The organism is Synergistaceae bacterium (assembly GCA_012728235.1).
Lineage (GTDB): Bacteria > Synergistota > Synergistia > Synergistales > Synergistaceae > JAAYFL01.
Window position 1 is genome coordinate 86591 of the sequence record JAAYFL010000016.1, and the last position, 21202, is coordinate 107792.

Genomic DNA, 21202 nt, shown 5'->3' on the forward strand with positions numbered 1-21202 from the left:
GTCATATATGACTACAAAAAAAGATGTAGAAATTAAAACTAAAAAAATTGCTCCTAAAAAGACAAGCAAGAAGACAGCTAAAAAGGGGAGCGTAAAAGTTTCTGATTTTGAGGGGAAAAAACTCGTAATTGTTGAGTCTCCTGCCAAGGCAAGAACTCTAGAGAAAATATTAGGAAATGAATATAAGGTTTTAGCCAGCATTGGACATGTAAGAGATTTACCTAAAGCACGATTGGCAATTGATATCGAAAACAACTTTGACCCCGAGTATATTAATGTAAGAGGAAAAGCGCAGTTAATTAAAGAGCTTAAAAACGCATCATCTGTAAGTAAGACGACATTCTTAGCATCGGACCCTGACCGCGAAGGAGAAGCCATTTCATGGCATCTAGCAACATTGCTTGAGTTAGATCCAAGAACAAAGTGTAGGATAAGGATGCATGAAATTACAAAGAATGGAGTAATAGGAGCTATATCTAAACCAGACACAATTGATATGAACAGGGTGGATGCACAACAAGCACGCAGGGTGTTGGACCGTTTAGTCGGTTATCAACTTAGCCCATTGCTCTGGAATAAGGTGCAAAAAGGACTTTCTGCCGGTCGAGTGCAATCAGTAGCCCTAAAAATAATTTGTGCCAGAGAAGACGAAATAAACAAGTTTATTCCTGAAGAATACTGGCTGATAGATGTTAATGCGAAGTCGGTTGATGGAGAAAATAGACACTATCTTTTACGGGTTGATAAATATAAAGGTAAGTCCTTAAAAATTAAGAATGCCGACGAGGCAAAAAAAATAGAGACAGAAATAAAAGACAATATTCTAAAAGTAGATAATTTCTCAAAAAAGAGCACGACAAAATCAGCGTTGCCTCCATTTAAGACAAGCACCCTGCAGCAAGAGGCTTCACGCCGTTTCGGTTTCGGCTCAAAAAGAACGATGAGAATAGCACAATCTCTTTATGAGGGAGTAGAGATGCCAGGAAGAGGTCCTACTGGATTGATTACCTATATGAGAACAGATAGTTTAAGGATCGCACCAGAAGCGATTAGTGCGGCTCGAGAATATATAGAGAAAGAATTAGGCAAAGAATATTTGCCAACAAAAGCTAATGAATACAAGGATAAAGCTAACATACAGGATGGACATGAAGCGATAAGAGCAACGGACCCATCTTTAACACCAGAATCTATAAAAGAATTTTTATCTCCCGAACAATATAGTTTGTATAATCTCATATGGAGTCGTTTTATAGCTAGTCAAACAGAAGCTGCACGCATATCTCGATCTACAATCACATGTAGTAGTGGAGACTATACTTTGAAACAGGCAGGAATTGTAGTGGACTTTGATGGGTGGGGAAAACTTTATCCTCTGGGAGTAAAGAGCACAATTATAGAAACGGCAGTAGATGGTGAGCCCTTACAAGTTATAGATATAAAGAAAGATCAGAAATACACAAAACCACCAGCACGTTACTTAGAAGCAGGATTAATAAAAGTGCTTGAAGAAAAGGGGATAGGACGTCCTTCTACTTATGCGGTAATAATAGACACGTTATTTACACGTAGATATGTCGAATTTGCTGAAGAAGATAAGAGGTTAATCCCAACTAAACTAGGATTATTGGTAAATAAGTTTTTAATAAAATATTTTTCTGATTTTATCAATGAAGACTTTACGGCTGAAATGGAAGAAGAATTTGATAAGATTGAATCGGGTAAAAAGCAGTGGCGTGAAATAATATCTTCGTTTTGGAGTGGTTTTAAGCCAATATTAGATGATGTGGCAAAAAATGCCGAGAATATGCATCCTGAACCTGAGTTTATTGGCGAAAAATGTCCCGACTGTGGAAACGAGCTGATTATAAAGCATGGCAGATTTGGGGAATTTATTGCGTGCACTGGGTATCCTGACTGTAAATACACAAGAAAAATAGTCCGAAGCATTGGAATCAAATGTCCTAAATGCGAAGAGGGAGAACTTGTAAGAAGAAGAGCCACAAAAGGCAAAGTTAAGGGACGTTTTTTCTACGGTTGTTCGAGATTCCCTGACTGTGACTATATAACGTGGCAAAACCCCAAATTAAAAGCGAACAAAAACGGGGCAGAAGGTTCTGCTTTAACAAAGAAAATTGAGTCAGACTAAAACAGTAATAGTTATAGGTGGGGGTTTGGCTGGAACAGAAGCTGCCTGGCAATTAGCAGAGCGAGGCATTCATGTGCATTTATATGAAATGAGGCCAAATAAAACAACTCCGGCACACACAACTTCTTTTTTAGGAGAACTTGTTTGTAGCAATTCTTTTGGCGGAGAAAATACAACAACCCCAGCAGGGATCTTAAAGGAAGAATTAAGGACACTTAACAGTCTGCTCCTTCAATGTGCAGAGAGAACAAAAGTCCCTGCTGGGAATGCACTCGCTGTTGATAGAGATCTATTCTCAGAATTAGTTGAGAATAAAATAAGCAATCATCCCAAAATAAAGATAATACGAGAAGAGCAAATTTCAATGCCGTCGTTACCTACAATTATAGCGACCGGTCCTTTAACTTCACCAGCCTTCGCAAAAGAATTAAAGAGAAAAGTAGGAGCAGATTTTCTTTATTTTTATGATGCGGTTGCACCTATAATTACCTATGAAAGTATCGACAGAAAATTGTCTTTTAAGGCTAATAGATATGGGGACAAGGGCGATTATATTAATTGTCCAATGGATGAACAAACATATCATGAGTTCTGGGAAGCTTTGACGGAGGCTGAGACGGCGCAGAGACATAGTTTTGAAGAAGAAATTCACCATTTCGAAGGATGTTTGCCGATAGAAGTGATAGCAAAAAGAGGAGTACAAACTTTACTTTTTGGTCCATTGCGTCCGGTCGGATTAACTTCTGCAATAGATAATAATAAAAAAGTTTGTGCAATTGTACAGCTACGGCAAGATAATAAAGATGGCACACTCTATAATATGGTAGGGTTTCAAACAAATTTAAAGTGGGGAGAGCAGGAAAGGGTTTTTCGTTTAATTCCAGCACTTAAGAATGCAGAGTTCGTACGTAAGGGCGTTATGCACAAAAACCTATTTGTTTGTGCACCTAAAGTACTTGACCGCTTTTTACGTTTGTCTAACGAGGAACCGCTGTATTTAGCGGGTCAAATAACAGGCGTTGAAGGCTATGTTGAAAGTATTTCAACAGGGATGGCTTCAGCTATTTTTATGTTTGCACATATTATGGGGCATGAAATGCCTGTTTTCCCTCCAGAGACAGCCATGGGATCTCTTTTATATTATTTATACTCTGCTCTTCCAGAGACCTTTCAACCAATGAATGTCAACTTAGGCATCTTTCCCAAATTACCTGGGAAAAAAATTTACAAGCGGACGTTGCGTTGTGAAGCTTACGCAAAAAGATCTAAGGAACATATTAATAGATTTATTAATACGTATAAGCATCTTTTTGTCTCAGATTGATTTTGAACAAGTATTTAGAGTTTTTAATGCAATCAAGTAAAAACACTCCTTTTATCTTTAAGTTACTACATCCCTACACAATAAATTTATTGAAATTTGTGCTATAACTGTTAAAATCATAATATGTCTAACAATATTCTTTCTCATATTGATTCTTTTATAAACTACTTACAAGCAAGAGGTCGTTCTGAGAACACACTTGTCAATTATTCTGTGGACCTAAAGCAATTTTCAGAATATTTAGAAAAGCAAGGTATAGGCGACATAAAAGATATAGACTTAGAAGCAGTAAGGATTTTCTTAAGCAATATAATAGGCATCGGAATTTCAAAAACATCTGCTGCTAGGAAACTTTCGGCAGTTAGAGGGTTCCTAAAATGGCTCACTATAAGAGGGTTTTTATCATCAAATCCTGCAGCACCTCTGAAAGGACCGAAATTACCTTCTTCTTTGCCCAGGGCCCTTTCATATGAGGATACAGATAGACTTTTAACAGAAGGGCCAAGCTTGGGCAAAAATTATGATAGGGATAGGTTAATTCTCGAGCTTATGTATGGTTCCGGTCTGAGAGTTTCTGAATTGGTTGAATTAAATTGGGAAATGATTGATCTGGAGACAAGGACTCTTCGAATTATGGGTAAGGGTTCGAAAGAAAGGATAGTTCCTTTTAGTAAGAAAACATTGGGTTTGTTAGAAGATTGGTCTCTAATAAACAACACGACACAAAAAGGCCCTTTGTTTACATCAAAAAAAAGCAACGCAGAAAGATTAACAGTAAGAACGGTGCACAGAGTTGTCTTACGTTCAGCTACTAAAATTGGTCTGCATGGGGTATCACCTCATACGTTAAGACATTGTTTCGCAACACACATGCTTGAAAACGGAGCTCCGCTTCGAATCATTCAGGAGCTTTTAGGACATGAGAGCATAGCAACAACCCAGAGATACCTTACTATAACTGTTGAAGAGGCGAAGAGGAGTTATATGTCGGCCCACCCAAGAGCAAATGAATAGAACTTAAGGGGATAAGGGGGATTTTTATGGAGACGCCAAAGGAATTAATGGAAGCACGGCCAAAAATAGATAGCCCAGCAGCGATGCAAGATCTTTTGGAGAAAACCAGGATTGTAGGGCGGGTTTTACAATCAAACAAAAATGTAGGTGCACCTGATTATCCTAAACTTGCAAGGCTTATGTCCGATTTATCCGTAGCTAATGTTTATGTAATGAGTAAGGACGGAACTTTGTTAGGATATGCTTGGATTAGTGAATATAACTGTTCTATTATGAATGACATCCTCTTAGCAGAATCAATGCCTAAATCCTACGTATATAAAATGAATAATATACAAGAATCTGTTTTAAACTACACAGATCATGGATTATGTGCATATGCAGATCAACCTTGTACTTATTCAAATAAAAATGTTCTTATAGTGCCGATTAATGGTTCCGGTGAACGTCTCGGCACTTTGATATTAGCACGGTTTGGCCATCAGTTTGACACTAGAGATCTTGTTTTAGCTGAGTATCTCTCTACTGTATTTGCGCTTGAAATTTTAAATGACAGAGGGCGCCTAATAGAGAAACATAGTAGAGAGCTTCTTGTTGTCCAGATGGCAATGAAAGTTCTTTCATATTCAGAGATTGAGTCAATTCGACACTTGTTAAAAGAGTTGGGTGCTACCGAAGGGGTTATCGTTGCCAGTAAAATAGCAGATAGAGTTGGTGTTACCAGAAGTGTAATTGTAAATGCATTAAGAAAATTAGGTAGTGCCGGCATACTTGAAAGCAGCAGTTTGGGTATGAAGGGAACGTATATAAAAGTTATCAATCCCTTATTTCTTGAAGAATTAGGAGTCGTTTTTGAAAATAAAAGGAGAATATGATGAATAAAAAAATTTTAATAGCGGAAGCATCTGCTCATAATAGAAATGTTCTTAAGGAAATTCTTTCGCAAAATTCTTATGAGGTTGTTGGAGAAGCAACAAGTATAGAAGAAGCTCTGGATAAAATTAAAGTGTTATCTCCTGATATTTTAATATTGGACATGTTACTGCCTGGGATAAACGGAGTCGATTGCATAAAGTCGTTCAAATCCGTACAATCAGAAATTGATATAATTTTGTTGAGTATATTGGGACAACAGGAGATGGTCCTAGAAGGAATAGTAGCTGGTGCTAAAGATTTTCTTATAAAACCATTTCAGACTGATGACGTAAATCTTGTCCTAAAAAAAATATGTATTAAATAAAAAAACATTATAAATTGTGTCAAACGTGTTTTTATATGGTAAAATCCAACGTTGACAGTAAAATGATTTTTTTAAAAACAAAGATAAAATTTGGAGGTTTGAACCGCAAATGGAAGAAAAATCGTCAACAGTTGTAGTTGGTGACGTCCTCACAGGAACAGTTGAGCATATAGCTCCATACGGGGCTTTTGTGAGGCTTGAATCTGGTCAAAAAGCAATGATTCATATTTCAGAACTTTCTCACGGGTACGTAAAAAAAGTTGAAGACATTCTTGAAATAGGACAAAAAATAAAAGCAAAAGTCATAAAAATAGATGAAAAAAATAGAATTGACCTTTCAATGAAGATAGCTCAGCAAAAAGAAACAGAACCCGTTGTTCCGCAGCAGAGAGAGGAAGATTTTGAAAAAAAATTAAGCAACTTCTTAAAGTTTAGCGATGAAAAAATGGCTGATTTAAATAACAAAATAAAAGATTCTCGTGGAACGAAACGACGCGGAGGGGGAAGCGTTTCTGCTAAAAAACCTAATTAAATGAATTCTAAAAACGAGAGCTCTTATTATTGTCCAGGAGAATCTTGTTCAATTCATTGGACTCCCTTAACCCAAAATGATCACAAAATTCTTTTAAAGCAAAATAGGGGACGTAATTTTCATTTGTCTTACATTGTTGCGGTTGCAAAACGTTGTACTTTTGGCTATCCACAAGTATTAGTTTGTAGTCCTTTACCTTTAGAAAAAATCCTATTTCCCACGGTCTTTTGGTTGACATGTCCATTCTTAATAAAAAAATGTGGGAGGCTTGAATCTGCTAAGCAGATTAGTAATTTGGAAGAAATATTCCGAAGCAAGCCAAAGGAAGTAGAAGAGTGGCATAAAGCCTATTCTAGTTTACGAGAGAAGCTTATAACCATAAAGCCCATAAATAGTACTAGTAGTACGAAAAAAATACCAGATAAGGCAATGGAATATTTACTCAGTAAAGGGGTTGGAGGAATAGACGTTAAACACGCTCCTTTTGCAGTAAAGTGCCTTCACTTACAAGTGGCTACATGGCTAGGTATGAGGAAACACCCTGCTGCTCAATGGTTAAACGATAAAATTGGAGTTTTAGAATGTGCGGAAGCTTTTTGTGACCCGAATAAATTATGAAAAACTTTAAATTTTTGACTAAACTATTGACATTTTTGCAATAAACTGTAGAATTACCCATCGTGTAGTTAGCGTGAGCCGTTAGCTCAGTCGGCAGAGCACCGGACTTTTAATCCGGGTGTCTCGGGTTCAAGTCCCGAACGGCTCACCATTTACGCGGTCCCATCGTCCAGAGGCCTAGGACACCGCCCTTTCACGGCGAAAACAGGGGTTCGAATCCCCTTGGGACCGCCAAATTATTCTGCCAGCGTAGCTCAGTTGGTAGAGCAGCGCACTCGTAATGCGCAGGTCTCCGGTCCGAGTCCGGACGCTGGCTCCAGTGATAATTAAGGTCTCCGATTATTATATCGGGGATCTTTTTTTTTAGAAAAATTTATTTATTCTATAAAATATAAATAATAAATTGTATTTATAAAGATTTTTTTCAAACATCTCCCTCGTTATAAACACAGTAGATACAAAGTTAGATTTTGAGCTCCCTAGAATTAGTTATTTTATAGTTATATATGTTAAAATTGTTTAAAATGCGTGATGAAAAGACTATCAAAACGTTTAGTTGTGGAGATATCACAAAATGAGCGAAGATCATAACAACGAGCAAACATTAAAAAAAATAAAAGAAAAACATGAAGCAGACTTATGGATGGCTTGTTCTAACGGTGATGATGAAGCTAGAGAAGAGTTAATACTTTCTTACAGGCCAATGGTTTATTGGCTTGCGAAAAACTACAAGGTTTCATATAGTTCTTATCCAGACATGATACAAGAAGGCATGCTGGCACTTATTAAAGCCGTAGATGGTTTTGATATTAGTAGAAATAACCGTTTTTCTACATATGCATATTATAAAATAAAGGGTAGCCTTATAAATTTTCTACAAAGAGTTGAGGGTAAGGCCCCGGTTCCTGCAGATGAAGTCGCGTTTATAAAAAAGAGCATGAGACAGTCTCTGTTATCCAATGATGCTATATCCGCCGAATGGAGCGTTGATTTGGAAAAAGCGATAGCAGATTTGTCGAAAAAGGAATCCGATATATTAAAGGCTTTGGTTTTAGACCAAAGGGCTGCAAAAGAAGTTGCTTCTGAAATAAAAATAGATGTCAGCCATGTATATAGAATACGTAGAAATGCATTATCTAAATTAAGGCAGTGGCTAGAAAATGAGGTGCTAAAAACCACTTCTACTCCTTAACCTGTGATAATGTTATGATTCTTATTCTTTCGGATAGAGGCGACAAATTATGAAAAAGAAAATTATAAGATTGAGGCGTTGGTTGGATAGACTGTCAAGAGCCTGTGAAGGCAAACAGTGGTCTTCCGCTGTGGCTGCTTCTGATTGTCTAAACGCGGAAGCTCGTGAATTGAGAGAAGAATTATATGGAATTCTTATAGAAGATTCACATGATTTTAGATTCCAAAAAATATTATCTACAATACCCTTGCATATAAAAACAATTGGTATAGCTTTGTTGATTGTCTCCTTAACTAGTATCCCGATAGCAACAGAATCAGAAAACATGACAGTAGTTTCAAAAGTGTCTAGTGAAAATAGTTTCAATATAAAAAATTTAAGCTGGTTATCAAAAGAAGAGGCAGAATTGTTGACGGTTTTTCGTTCTAATTTTGCTGAAGGTTCAAGTATGGCATTGACGCCTCTTAAGACAAACGTCAATACATCTGTTAATCATAAAAATAATGCCAAGCAAAGTGACCAAAAAGAACAGGGAAATAGCAAAGAAGAGTTGTTTGATGACAATCTAAAGAGTAATGCCCAGGAAAGTAAAAATAAGTCATTTGTAAAAACCACAGTTCAAGATGATTTGCTCTCATTAATACAGGTTGGAGAGAGAGCCTTAAGAGGAGATTCGTTCGGAATTAAGGTTGTAAAATAATATTATTACCATAATAATATGTCTAGGAATTAAATAAGATTACCAAGAGGAGTGGTTCGTTTGCATCTTCGCCTAAAAGACGTTTTTTTGTTAGGTGTACTTTTTTTATTTGTATTTTTTTCAACATCCCAAGCATCTGAAGATGCTATTTTAGGGGAGAATATACGAACGGCACAAAACCTTGTGCAAACTGATACGGCCAATATCGTTCCTCATGAAAATGAGAGTGTAAAAGCAACCGACACAGATCAACAGGAAATACCTAATCTTCCGGGTCCCAAAGTGATTTCGATTGAAATTGAAGGAAATAAAGAAGTAGTTACTCAACATATACTTAGTGCTATAACGACGAAGATTGATGAACCAGTAGACGAAGAAAAACTTCGTAAAGATGCTGAATCTATATTTGAACTAGGCTTCTTCGCGGCCGCCGATTATAAAGTAAAAGACCAAGACGGAGGAGTGGAAGTTGTTTTTGTTGTGCAAGAGAACCCTATCGTAGGATCAATAAAATTCGAAGGAAACACGGTATATTCATCAGAGAAACTTTTAGATTTAGTTTTTACAAAACCCGGAATGATTTTTAACAGAACATTTTTCCGCAATGATATCCAGAGAATTAAAGAAAAATATCAAAAAGACGGTTATGTAATGGCTAATATCGCTGATGTAAAAATAAGTGGAAACGAAATAACTGTCATTATAGTAGAGCCAAAAATAGAGCAAATTATTATACAAGGAAATAAAATAACGAAGCAATATGTTGTACGACGGTATATGAAAATAAAAGAGGGTGAATTATTTAATTCAAATAAACTTCGCCTTACTTTGAATAGGTTACAGGCTGTGGGCTTTTTCAGTGACGTTAATGTCAACTTCGAACCAGGTGAAAAGGCGGACGAAGTCATATTGATTTTGACTGTTGAAGAGGGAAAAACTGGTCGCCTTGGATTTAATGTAGCTTATGGAACAGAGAGTGGTTTTGGTGGCGGGATGAGCTACGAAAACACAAATATTGGAGGAAAGGGTTATAAGCTGGGCACAGGATTTGAGTTGGGTAACAGATCAGAATATTGGATAACTTATGAGCAACCCTATATGAGCGGCAAGGTTACAGCTTGGAGAGTAGGAGCCTATAAGCGAGCCTGGAATAATTTGGGTTACTACATTAAGGGAAATACCTATCCCGATGGATTCAAGTATGACAGGGATAAAAAAGGAGCCTATTACGGATTTGGTCGTAAATTTAGTGACACTTCAAAATATAACTGGTACTTTACGCTGGACTGGCATACTGTTGAAAATGTCCCTACTGACGGATTGATTTTCGATGATGTCAAGGACAGAATAAATGATAAGGGAAGAAGGGTAATTGATGACCTGGGTGAAGGTGATTATTACTCGGGATTACTATCTTTCCGCCGACTAAACATAGATGAATACCTTCCTTATAGTAAGGGAGATGTTCAGATTCTGAACCTCCAGTATGGCAGAGCAACTGTAAATAAAAAGGATTTTAATTATTTTAAATATTGGCTAGAAACCAAATACTATTTGCCGGTAGGGCACTTATTTAAAAACTTCTTTGAGTCTTCTATTTTTACAAATACTCAAGACAGACCACCGATGTTTGCAGCTAGATTGATGCTCGGTTCGGCTTCTGGTGATGTCCCTTACGAAGAAATGTATGCAATAGGCGGAGATACAACTTTACGTGGTTATAAAGATGAAGAGTTTCGTGGTGAAGACATGCTGCTTGCTAATTTAGAGCTGCGAATTCCAATAGAGAAAGCCTTTGGATTTGTCGTATTCTATGATATTGGTAGATCTTGGCGCAGAGATACAAATATAAGCTTGGGAAGTGATATAGGGTCTGCTCCAGGGTTTGGTGTTCGTTTAAATACGCCTCTTGGCAATATGCGTCTTGATTACGCTTCTGGCAGTGAAGACAGGTTCCATTTTGGTTTTGGAGAATTATTTTAGCTACATTATTAAATATATTAAAAGCTGGGTTGCGGCATTTTTCATTGCCGCAACTCTTACTGTCTGCATATCCCCTGCTTATTCTTATTCTGTTAACGTAGAAGGGTTGTCCGGTTGGCAAGAGAAAGCCGTTAGCCGGAGTTTAAACGCTGTGGCTCAAAAACTATCGTCAGGAATGAACAGTACAGAGTTGATTGCAGTGTTTACTGCTGTTTCAGAAAAGTTATTCAAAGGTTATAGACTAGATACAATAAATGTTGACTCACAAATAGTTTCTTTAAAATTCATAGCAGATCAGCCACCCAATAATTGGGCTTTAGAATTTAATGAACCACAGATAAAAGGAGCACCCTTAGAGTGGTTTAAATCCGATTTAATTAAAGCTAAGAGGGTAATAGAATTATTAGTAGAGGGTTTGCCATTAGAATCGCTTGCCTGGTGTGATATTGTGCTAAAAGAAGAAATAGAAAAAGAATTGACTCATATCTTACCTGGCTGGCGAACGTCTTTTGTTGTTTTTTCCAAAGAAGAGTTACCAACGTTAGAAGTAACTTTCTCGCCGGAAATGCCAGTAATTTTAGCTTTTAATTCTAGTTTTATATCAAATTCCCTTCCTACACTTTTGCAAGGTGATGTAAAACAAGATTTGATGAAGGAATTTTCTCTTTTTATAGGGCTTCCGGTATTATGGGTACAGCTTCATTCCAAAGAAATAAATAATTGGGCGGAAAATTTTCTCCAAACGAGAGGAATTGTAGAAAAAACGGCATCTTTCTCAAAAGTAGAGTTTAAAGCAGCCCCTCTTTCGCAAATGAATGTTAAACTAGAAAGTCGACGCTATTCGATAGGGGCATGGGCTTCTGTATATGCAGGGACTAAGGAAAAATCAGCTGAGTTTGGTGTACACTTAGGGAAAAGAGTTGAAGTGATTCCAAACTGGATAATGGAAGTGTATGGGGAGGGAATTATTCAGTTACAAGATTGGAATCCTGAAGGGCGCTTAGGAGTTAGATGGTCCCCGTGGGGAGATATATGGTTAGGTGGAGAATGGTCATCAAGAGATGATTTATGGTGGGTAAGATTAAATATTGACCCTCGTTTACGCAAACCTTATGCATGGGTTAGAATTAGAGAAGATGGCGAGTTAAACACTGCTTTAGGCTGGAAAGCTACAGAATATATATCCTTTGAACTTCATTATGATTCACGCGACTCAAATATGTTAGGGTTAAGAATTTTGGGAAATTTATAGACTTTTAGGGAGATAAGTTATGGCTAAAAAACTAAAACTTAAAGAAATTTTAAGCATGACAGGTGGCGTTCTCAAAGGGAATCCAGAACTTTCAATAAACAGCATAACGTCTATCGATAAATATAAGGTCGGGTCTATTTCTCCACTATGGGAAAGTAAATTTGTTCCTTTAGCAACATCTAAAATGGTATTGCTTACAAAGCCAGGTTGGATCCCCGAAGGGGCTTCTGGCGTAGAAGTGGAAGATCCTCGTCGTGCCCTGGTCTTTTTGCTTGAATATTTTGATTCTTTCATAATAGAAAAACCCTTTGTATCAAAAAGTGCGTTAGTGTCGGGGCATTCGACTATAGGTGAAAATGTTTATATTGGTCCAAATTCTGTAGTTTCAGAAGGATCTGTATTAAGTGATGATGCTGTACTTCTTGGAAATGTTTGGATTGGTAAGCATGTAACTATAGGTAAAAACACAATAATTGAACAGGGTGTAGTAATACATGATTTCGTAACAATTGGGGAAAATTGTATTATTCATTCAAATGCAGTAATAGGTTCTGATGGGTTTGGCTTTATGCCAGATGGAGAAAAAGGGTTGTTAAGAATTCCACAAATAGGAAACGTTGTAGTAGAAGATAATGTAGAGATAGGGTCTTGCAGTTGTATTGATAAGGCGACTTTTGGAGAAACTCTAATTTCTAAGGGAACTAAGATTGATTCCCTCGTAAAAGTAGGACACAATTGTCGTATTGGTGCTAATTGTATCCTTGTTTCACAATCGGGCATAGCAGGTAGCACTATTTTAGAAGAAGGCGTAACAATTGCGGCACAAGTAGGGATAGCCAATCACGCCACAATCGGAGCAAGGACAACAATAGGAGCTAGAGCGGGTGTTATCAAAGATGTCCCTAAAGATAAAATATATTCAGGATTCCCCGCACAAGAACATAGGGAGGAGCTTCGTCAACAAGTAGCATTAAGAACCCTTCCGAAATTGATAAAAGAAATTAAAGAACTAAAAGAAAAAATAGAAGGACTTACACAAAAAGACGATTAAAATGAAAACGATAAAAAATGAAATTAATTTTAAGGGAACAGGCCTTCATTCAGGTAAAAAAAACGAATTAACACTGTCCCCATCTGATGTTTACGGCATCAGATTTAAAACAAAAAACGGTCTATATAATATTGTAGATGCCGTTGTAGAAGAGGACTCCCGCTTAACATCTTTTCGTCTTCCTGACGGTTCAATCGTAAGAACTGCGGAGCATTTACTGGCTTCCATCGTTGGAATGGAATTAGATGCAGTAATAATTGTTTTAGACGGAGATGAAGTGCCTATTATGGACGGGAGTGCTCATTTGTTCGCCAAAGCGATTGATGAGACAGGCTATGTCGAAATAGAAGGGGTGACACCAAGGAGAGTTATTTCTATGCCACTTGTGATAGAACATAAAGATGAAAAAATAATCTCTGTTTTTCCATCAGAAATACTCAAAATGACATATATTATTGATTATCCTGGAACACCAATAGGATTACAAAAAATAACATACGAAATAAACAGAGAAAAATTTTTAGGTGTAATTTCTAAAGCACGAACTTTTGGTTTGACTTATGAACTTGATTTTCTCAAAAAAGCCGACCTTGCGAAAGGAGGAACATTAGATAACGCACTGGTTTTTGATAAAGATAAGCTCCTCAATGAGGGAGGCTTGCGTTTGCCATTTGAATGTGCCACACATAAGATAATAGATCTTTTGGGAGACTTAGCCCTTATGGGGCCGATTCCTACGGGACACTACTTAGGTATATGCAGTGGTCATGGACTTCATAGAAAACTTGTAGAAAGATTAAAAAAAATATATATGCGATAAAATACTTATTTGTATTAATTAGAGGAGGCGAAGATTTGGAATTAGATATTAATCAAATATTAAAATGTTTACCTCATAGATATCCTTTTCTTTTGGTAGATAGAATAGAGGAAGTAATCGATGAACCAGACATTAAGCAAGTAACAGGGTATAAAAACGTTACTTATAATGAGCCTTTTTTCCAAGGCCATTTCCCTGACGAACCAGTTATGCCTGGAGTTCTAATTCTGGAAGCAATGGCACAGATAGGAGCAATTTTACTGAGTTTCCAAGGAGATTTTCGTGGAGAACAAAGAAGCTTGGCCTATCTAACTTCAATTGACAAAGCAAGATTTCGTAAGCCGGTTAAACCTGGAGATCAGCTTAAAACAGTAGCTACTTTGATTAAAAGAAAAGGCTTAGTGGGTAAATTTAAATTCACAGCCACAGTAGATGGTGAGATAGTTACAGAAGCAGTCATGGGTTTTGTCATATCTTCGGGTTTAACATTAAAGACGGAGAATAAAAGATGAGTATAAACATACATCCCACAGCAATAGTGTCCAAAGAGGCGGAAATTGGCAATAATGTGACTATTGGTCCTTATGCTATTGTTGAAAAGAAAACGAAAATCGGAGACAGAACAGTTCTAAGAGCAAATTCTCATGTATGTGAATTTACCGAACTAGGAGAAGACTGTGTGTTATACGAACACTCTGTAATAGGCGGATTACCACAGGATCTTAGCTACGAAGGAGAAGAGACCTGGGTGCGTATTGGCAATAATGTTGTTTGTCGTGAATTTGTTACTGTTAATAGGGCAACAGGTGAAGGAGAAATCACGCGTGTCGGTGACAATGCATATATCATGGAAGGTGTTCATATAGCTCACAACGTAAGAGTTGGATCATTTTGTACAATAGCAAACAAATCGGGGTTATCCGGATATGTACATATTGGCGATCATACTGTTGTGGGTGGGATGTGTGGGTTCCACCAGTTCGTGCATGTCGGAGATTATTCTATGGTGGGAGGCTTCTCAAAAATCATACAGGACATTCCCCCCTACTGCTTGGCTTCAGGGAATCCATGTAGAGTTTACGACATTAATAGAATTGGACTTAAAAGACAGGGATTTAATGCGGAAACTCGTCGTATTTTACGTGATATATATAGAATCATATATAACTCAGGATTGGGAATAAAAGATGGTATTGCTCAAGTCGCTGCGCTATATGGAGAGTTGTCTGAAGCTAAGCTAATAGTGGACTTTGCTGCAGCAACGAAACGCGGTTTCGCATCAAGAATTACACAAGACTGGCATAGCAAGTAGGGAGATATTTATAGTTATGATAAAACTGTTTGCTTTAGATATCGATGGGACTTTAACTGACGGTGGCGTATATATGGATGGTTTAGGGAATGAATACAAACGATTTAACACTCAAGACGGATACGGTTTGACATCTCTTATTAAGTCGGGGGTCAAAGTGGTCTTTATAAGTGGAAGATATTCACCCGCAACTCAGAGACGAGCCCAAGAATTAAACATAACCGTTTGTATAAATGGGACTAATGATAAGCTTACAGAATTGAAAAAAATTGCTATTGAATACAAAATATCAAAAGAAGAAATAGCCTATGCAGGAGATGATATCCCTGATTTAGAGTGTATAAAGTGGGCTGGTGTAGGAATCGCCACTAAGAACTCTGTTGTTGAAATTAAGGAGTCTGCTGATTGGTGTACAGAACAATCTGGTGGAAATGGTGCAATAAGAGAGTGTGCAGAATATATACATAAAATAAATGGTGGCAGTCTGTGATAATTCAAAACAAGAAATTTCTCAGTCTTTTAAGAATGAAGCCATTAGATAAGTTTATTTTAAGAGAGCTAATGGGTCCGTTTCTATTTGGGATAATGTCTTTTACTATAATATTAATAGCCGGCAGCCTATTATTCCAAATAGCTGATCTCGTTATACAAAGAGGGGTTTCTGTCTGGGTTGTTATACGCTTATTTATATATTATTTGCCAAAATTAATGACATACACTATCCCAATGAGTTGTTTGTTAGCTACGCTTACTGGTTTTGGAAGGATGTCTGCAAATTCTGAATTGATTGCTCTTAAGGCGGCTGGTTTGTCTTTTAGTAGGATTGTTAAGCCTGTAGTTTTCGCTACTTTTATTATATCAATTACAGCTTTTTTTATAAACGAAACGATTGTACCGTTGACTGAGAGAGCAGCTTCTAACGTAATGCTCTTTGAAGTATGGAAACAGTCTCCACCTCAGTTTCACGAGAAGATTTTTATAAAAGAAGAGAGTGGTGGAGTTTTAAAAAGAGTTATATATATAAATAAAATGGAAATAAAAAACGGAGACATGTCTCAAGTAGTCGTTCAAGAGTTTGAGGATGGTCGTCTAAGTAGAATAAATTCGGCTAAATCAGCGAACTGGATAGACGGTAGTTGGTGGTTAAATAATGGGAATGTTTTTGAAGTAAATAAAAATGGACTTGTAAGTCTTTTGTTCAAATTTGAGAAACAAAAGATTAATATAAATATGAATCCCGACGAAATAGCAAAAGCATCGACGCAACAGCCCGAACAAATGACAATGAAAGAACTTTTAGCAACTATAAAATTAAATGAAAAGAGCGGGATAAACTCTTCTAAGTTGTGGATGATGTTTCACCTGCGTATTTCTGTCCCGTGGGCATGTATGGTGCTCGCACTTGTAGGAGCAGCTCTTGGAAGTCGCCCACAACGTTCCAGCTCAAGTCTTGGTCTTGGTCTAAGCGTAATAATTGTCTTTGTATACTATGTAATTTTATCCCTGACACAGTCGCTTGGTGAAGCAGGATATATTCCCTCCTATATCGCAGCGTGGATAGCGAATATAGTATTCCTAATAATAGGTCTTTTAATGTGTAAGAATGCGAATAAGCTGGGTTAAAATATCAAGAATACATATAAGCTTTTACTAATTATAAAAGTAAAGTGGGAATGGCATAATTTGTTTTTTTAATTTAACCGCAAGTGTTTTACGTCTGAAGCAAAAAACAGATTTTCCTTGCCGTTAATGCGAACAATAAGTGCACCTTGGCTGGAAATATTTATTGCGTCTCCAATGAGCGTTACGTCGTCCTGAATAATCATTACTTCTTTTCCTATAGTTGAACAAATATTTCTGTATTCTTCTATTATTCTTTTTATTCCATCTTTATTATCAAATAATTTCAAGGTAGAAGAAAATTTTTCTAAAATTTCAACAAGAAGGTTTGAGCGAGAGATGCTTTCTAATGAATTTGATTCAATTAAAAGAGAGGTTGCATCGTTTTTTATATCATCATTAATTTTTGTTTTCGACATATTCACGTTTATTCCGACGCCAGTTAAAATATAGTGTATCTTATCCGAATCACAAGCTGCCTCGCTAAGAATTCCACACACTTTTTTATTTTTTATTAAAATATCATTAGGCCATTTTAGTTCAGTCTTAATGTTATACTTTTCAATTAAAATTGATCGTATTGCAATTCCCACTGCAAGATTTATTAAGTTAACATATTAAGGGTCAAAATTTGGTCTAAAAAGGCAGGAAAATAAAAGATTTTCCCCTTTGGGACTATACCATAAACGCCCCTTTCTTCCTCTCCCGGAATATTGAAGATCTGAAATTATTACAAGACCTTGAGGGACTCCATCTTGAGCATATTTTTTAATAACTTCTTGGGTAGATCCTACTTCATTAAAATATATAAAATCATTAAAAAAAGTATTTTCTTTTAACAAAAATTTTATATAAGACGGCGAAATTTTTTTTATTTCAGATACGTTGGAAAGCATATAATTCCCGTCAGACGTGAAGTCTATAGTTAATCCTTCATTTCTTAAAAAATTAATTTGTTTATATATTATTTCTTTTGTAATGCCTAATTCTCTTTCTATAAACAAAGAGGGAACAAGCTTATTCTGGTTTTCTAAAAGTATAGAAAGCAGGTCCAATTTAAGCTGAGTTTTCTCATCATTTCCCATTTTAGAGTAACCCTCCAATTAAAATATAGATTGATTTTCAATAGGTAAAAAAACTATTATACTTTATACTCTTGAAGCATATAATAAAAGCAACGTTTAATTATTAGGAGGGTTTATGAAATGATAGATCTTTCAGTTACATCTGTCATGATGAACTTGCACTCGTCTTATGACGAACTGCGTGGAAGTCTTTGACCTTGCCACAATTGAGAAAAGAATAGAAGAGCTTCGTAAAATTGCAGAACAGCCTGACTTTTGGAAACTAAAGGATGCTCAGGATATATCTAAAGAGACAGTAATGCTTCAAAATAAAATAAATAAATTGAATGCTGTCAGCGGTGAAATAGAAGAGTTAGAGACATATGCAGAGCTTTTAAATGAGCTTGAAGACGTTGAACTACAAAAAGAATTTTATAGGCGTTCCTCTTTGTTACAAAAAAACATAGAAGAATATCAGACGCTTATTTTATTAGATGGAGCATATGATACCGCCGGAGCAATCTTAAGTGTACATGCCGGAGCAGGCGGACTTGACTCTCAAGACTGGACTGCAATATTGTACCGGATGTACATTAGATGGTCAGAATCTCATAATTATACTGTAAAACTAATAGACGAGATAACAGATCAAGAAGCTGGTATTAAAAGTGTAACAGTGTCTATAAATGGAGACTATGCTTATGGTTTTTTAAGAGGCGAGCAAGGAGTTCATCGGTTAATCAGGATATCACCTTATGATTCGGCTAAACGTAGACATACTAGCTTTGCTTCTGTTGAAGTCACCCCTATTCTTCCTGATAACGTTGAGTTAGCAATTAAGCCGGAAGATCTAAAAATAGATACGTTTCGCTCAGGGGGTGCAGGAGGACAGCATGTTAATATGACGGATTCTGCTGTGAGAATTACACATATACCTTCCGGTATTGTTGTTAGTTGTCAGGCAGAACGCTCGCAGCACATGAATAGAGCTACGGCCATGCAAGTTCTTCGGTCTCGATTATATGAAAGAATGCTGGCAGAGCGTCGAAATCATATGGATGATCTTCAAGGTGAAAAACGTGAAATTTCATGGGGTAGTCAGATTCGCTCATACACGCTCCATCCTTTCCAACTAGTAAAAGACCATCGTTCTTCATATGAAACAGGCAATACACAGGCTGTCCTTGATGGGGAGATAGATGATTTTATAATGAATTATTTAAGATTTCAGAAAACGACCGGTTAATTTATATAGGAGTGAAAACAGTGAAGAGAAAATATTATATACTGACGTTTATTTTTTTACTATTACTTTATTTTACGGGTGACACTGTTGCCAGTGCTCATACATTTAATCCGTCATCGCCTATAATGCCGATCGATAAAATAAAATCTGGAATGAAGGGTAAAGCATATACCGTTATTTCCGGGACAGAAATTACACCATTTGAGGTAAGCATATTAGGAGTTCTTCCCCGTAAAACGAGTCCTAAAAACCTTATACTATTTAAAATTGAAGATAAGGAGGTAAATGCTAACGGTGGTATTGCTGCAGGAATGAGTGGTTCTCCTATTTATATAGACGGGAAACTAATAGGAGCTATAGGATATGGGTGGTCATTCTCAGAAAAGAGTTTGGGGCTTGCTACTCCAATAGAAGACATGATTTCAGCTTTAGACTGGCCGGAGCGTATCCCCGGTTTTGAAATACCACAAATTGTACCAACATCACCCCTCAGTCCAGATTTGGTGGAAACTGATAGTGCTGAAAAACATAAAACTAAAAAAAACAATGGCACAGACGATGTAAAACGTAATTCAAACATCCAAAATAAATATTCAAGTAGGCGTGACGAAGATTTATTTGAAGAAATAAATTTAACAAAATTCCTAGCCTTAAGGGATAATGATAAGCTCGAAATATTTAGCAAAAGGGAACTAATCCCTTTAAATATGCCGGTTTTAGTGGATGGGATGTCACCGGAATTAGTAAAAGATTTAGAGAAAAAAATTGGATGTACGATGCTTCCTTACGGGTCTACCTCGACATCAAGTTTTAATGCAAAGAGCAATAACATTCTCAAACCAGGGGCCGCTATAGGAGTTGCTTTAGCCTGGGGTGATATTCAAATGGGTAGTATAGGGACATTAAGTGCAGTGGATAAAGATGGGAGATTCCTAGCTTTTGCACATCCAATGCTTAATGCCGGAGCCGTTTCTTATCCAGCAACAGAAGCTTCTATTATCAAAATTATCCCTAGACTTGACAATACATTTAAGTTAGGCAGTTTGGGGAACATCATAGGAACTGTAACGCAGGATAGGCCGGTAGCAATAGCTGGAAAAATTGGACAATATGCACCGGCTTCTAGTTATGTACTAAAATTTCATGATAAAGACACGGGGAATGACGTTTTGAAGCGCTTTCAAACTCTCTCAGATTCATTTACAGGTCCTGCAATAGGTGCTTCTGGGATAAAAGCACTAATTGAAAATGAATGGGGACGAAAAGGTGAAGGGACGGCGACAGTTAAGCTCAGATTTTCAGGCGGAAATATGAAAGAGAGTTGGAAGAGAGAGAATATTTTCTTTTCAAGTAATTCGCTTGTTGATGCAATGACTGAAGAATTAGAAGGTTTAACAAAAGTTTTTTCTTTGAACCAATTTCAAGAAATACGTCCTTTTGGTGTTAGCGTTGAAGTAAGTGTAACAAGAGATCCCAAAATTATCTTTATAGAAAAACTTGAGCTAGTAGATTCAAAAGACACTTATGCACCGGGAGAAAAGCTAGAATTAGATGTAACAACGAGAATTTGGCGCCAACAGGCTAGAAAAAAACGTATTTCTTTGGCTATTCCCAAAGATGCCGCAATGATGTGCGAAATTTCAGTTCGTTCCGGCAGAGAAAGTGCAAAAGAAAATAATTCTAAATCAAATAATGGACTTTCATCTATAACAAATATTTCTGATTTATTGCGGGAGCTAGATGCAGTTGAAAAAAATAATCAGATAATAGCAGAGATAAATGCACCGGTTGCTGGTAAAGCGAAAAATAAAGGAGAATCTGGACCTGATTTGCCTAGTAATATGACAGACTCTCGCTTGAATTATGAAATACAGCAAGAAAAAATAAAAGAAGGAACTCTCGTAGTAACTGATACAGAGTACTTTGTTGAGGGGAGTTTAAGGAAATTCGTAAAGATAAGTGATGTACCACAGATAGAAAATAATGAAAAGAAGAAAGACAACTAGACAAAAAACATAAACTTGTTTGACGGGTAATAAAAATTAGATGAGGAATAAATGTTTTAATTTTTGTTTATTATTTCTT

21 protein-coding genes and 3 tRNA genes are annotated in these 21202 nt (G+C 36.7%); 22 read left to right on the forward strand and 2 right to left on the reverse strand.

The annotated features are described in order from the left end of the window. Positions 1-7 precede the first annotated feature (7 nt). The 20 genes from topA (at position 8) to GXZ13_01280 (ending at position 16810) form a co-directional block, all read left to right on the forward strand. Positions 8-2149, forward strand: coding sequence for a type I DNA topoisomerase (gene topA / locus GXZ13_01185; GenBank protein NLX74456.1), 2142 nt, complete (start codon positions 8-10; stop codon positions 2147-2149). After that, a complete protein-coding gene (locus GXZ13_01190; GenBank protein NLX74457.1) occupies positions 2136-3473 on the forward strand; it encodes a methylenetetrahydrofolate--tRNA-(uracil(54)-C(5))-methyltransferase (FADH(2)-oxidizing) TrmFO in 1338 nt (445 codons plus the stop codon). Before topA ends, GXZ13_01190 begins: the two co-directional genes overlap by 14 nt. 123 nt (positions 3474-3596) lie before the next feature. Continuing rightward, positions 3597-4487, forward strand: coding sequence for a tyrosine recombinase XerC (locus GXZ13_01195; GenBank protein NLX74458.1), 891 nt, complete (start codon positions 3597-3599; stop codon positions 4485-4487). Between the two features lie 26 nt (positions 4488-4513). Next, complete coding sequence (gene codY, locus GXZ13_01200; GenBank protein NLX74459.1) at positions 4514-5362, forward strand: GTP-sensing pleiotropic transcriptional regulator CodY; 849 nt, start codon at positions 4514-4516, stop codon at positions 5360-5362. Then, positions 5362-5727 (forward strand): response regulator, encoded by a 366-nt coding sequence (locus tag GXZ13_01205; protein NLX74460.1) that lies wholly within the window; start codon positions 5362-5364, stop codon positions 5725-5727. The genes codY and GXZ13_01205 overlap by 1 nt, the downstream gene beginning before the upstream one ends. A gap of 109 nt (positions 5728-5836) precedes the next feature. Next, on the forward strand, positions 5837-6259 hold the full coding sequence (locus GXZ13_01210) for a S1 RNA-binding domain-containing protein (GenBank protein ID NLX74461.1): 423 nt from the start codon (positions 5837-5839) through the stop codon (positions 6257-6259). A 123-nt stretch (positions 6260-6382) separates the two neighbouring features. Beyond that, entirely contained in the window at positions 6383-6877 is a 495-nt protein-coding gene (locus tag GXZ13_01215) for a DUF501 domain-containing protein (protein NLX74462.1), read from the forward strand. Between the two features lie 75 nt (positions 6878-6952). Beyond that, positions 6953-7028, forward strand: a tRNA-Lys gene (locus GXZ13_01220). A 7-nt stretch (positions 7029-7035) separates the two neighbouring features. Beyond that, positions 7036-7111 (forward strand) — tRNA-Glu (locus GXZ13_01225). Between the two features lie 9 nt (positions 7112-7120). After that, positions 7121-7196: transfer RNA gene (locus GXZ13_01230), tRNA-Thr, on the forward strand. 255 nt (positions 7197-7451) lie between these two features. Then, positions 7452-8069 (forward strand): sigma-70 family RNA polymerase sigma factor, encoded by a 618-nt coding sequence (locus tag GXZ13_01235; protein NLX74463.1) that lies wholly within the window; start codon positions 7452-7454, stop codon positions 8067-8069. A 49-nt stretch (positions 8070-8118) separates the two neighbouring features. Then, the gene (locus GXZ13_01240) at positions 8119-8769 is read left to right on the forward strand and encodes a hypothetical protein (protein ID NLX74464.1); all 651 of its coding nucleotides are present in this window, start codon (positions 8119-8121) and stop codon (positions 8767-8769) included. 87 nt (positions 8770-8856) lie between these two features. Next, entirely contained in the window at positions 8857-10752 is a 1896-nt protein-coding gene (locus tag GXZ13_01245; GenBank protein NLX74465.1) for a BamA/TamA family outer membrane protein, read from the forward strand. After that, positions 10736-12004, forward strand: coding sequence for a hypothetical protein (locus GXZ13_01250; GenBank protein NLX74466.1), 1269 nt, complete (start codon positions 10736-10738; stop codon positions 12002-12004). The genes GXZ13_01245 and GXZ13_01250 overlap by 17 nt, the downstream gene beginning before the upstream one ends. Before the next feature lie 19 nt (positions 12005-12023). Continuing rightward, positions 12024-13055, forward strand: a complete 1032-nt coding sequence (gene lpxD, locus GXZ13_01255) for a UDP-3-O-(3-hydroxymyristoyl)glucosamine N-acyltransferase (GenBank protein NLX74467.1) — start codon at positions 12024-12026, stop codon at positions 13053-13055. 1 nt (position 13056) lies between these two features. Continuing rightward, a complete protein-coding gene (gene lpxC / locus GXZ13_01260) occupies positions 13057-13875 on the forward strand; it encodes a UDP-3-O-[3-hydroxymyristoyl] N-acetylglucosamine deacetylase (protein ID NLX74468.1) in 819 nt (272 codons plus the stop codon). Between the two features lie 35 nt (positions 13876-13910). Further along, complete coding sequence (fabZ, locus tag GXZ13_01265) at positions 13911-14387, forward strand: 3-hydroxyacyl-ACP dehydratase FabZ (GenBank protein ID NLX74469.1); 477 nt, start codon at positions 13911-13913, stop codon at positions 14385-14387. Continuing rightward, complete coding sequence (gene lpxA, locus GXZ13_01270; protein ID NLX74470.1) at positions 14384-15187, forward strand: acyl-ACP--UDP-N-acetylglucosamine O-acyltransferase; 804 nt, start codon at positions 14384-14386, stop codon at positions 15185-15187. The genes fabZ and lpxA overlap by 4 nt, the downstream gene beginning before the upstream one ends. A gap of 16 nt (positions 15188-15203) precedes the next feature. Beyond that, positions 15204-15677 carry an HAD-IIIA family hydrolase gene (locus tag GXZ13_01275; GenBank protein ID NLX74471.1) on the forward strand — a complete coding sequence of 158 codons (474 nt, stop codon included), beginning with the start codon at positions 15204-15206 and terminating at the stop codon, positions 15675-15677. A 35-nt stretch (positions 15678-15712) separates the two neighbouring features. Then, complete coding sequence (locus GXZ13_01280; GenBank protein NLX74472.1) at positions 15713-16810, forward strand: YjgP/YjgQ family permease; 1098 nt, start codon at positions 15713-15715, stop codon at positions 16808-16810. Between the two features lie 68 nt (positions 16811-16878). Here the strand turns inward: GXZ13_01280 and GXZ13_01285 are convergent, their stop codons facing one another. Together GXZ13_01285 and GXZ13_01290 are read right to left on the reverse strand one after the other, a co-directional pair. Continuing rightward, positions 16879-17400, reverse strand: a complete 522-nt coding sequence (locus tag GXZ13_01285; protein NLX74473.1) for a biotin--[acetyl-CoA-carboxylase] ligase — start codon at positions 17398-17400, stop codon at positions 16879-16881. 24 nt (positions 17401-17424) lie between these two features. Beyond that, positions 17425-17892, reverse strand: coding sequence for an HTH domain-containing protein (locus GXZ13_01290; GenBank protein NLX74474.1), 468 nt, complete (start codon positions 17890-17892; stop codon positions 17425-17427). A 120-nt stretch (positions 17893-18012) separates the two neighbouring features. On the opposite strand from GXZ13_01290, the gene GXZ13_01295 reads away from it, so the two are divergent. After that, a protein-coding gene (locus GXZ13_01295; GenBank protein ID NLX74475.1) for a peptide chain release factor 2 occupies positions 18013-19117 on the forward strand; the annotation gives its coding sequence in 2 pieces (ribosomal slippage) (positions 18013-18084 and positions 18086-19117; 1104 coding nt in all). A 20-nt stretch (positions 19118-19137) separates the two neighbouring features. After that, positions 19138-21123 carry a hypothetical protein gene (locus tag GXZ13_01300; protein ID NLX74476.1) on the forward strand — a complete coding sequence of 662 codons (1986 nt, stop codon included), beginning with the start codon at positions 19138-19140 and terminating at the stop codon, positions 21121-21123. Positions 21124-21202: the final 79 nt, after the last annotated feature.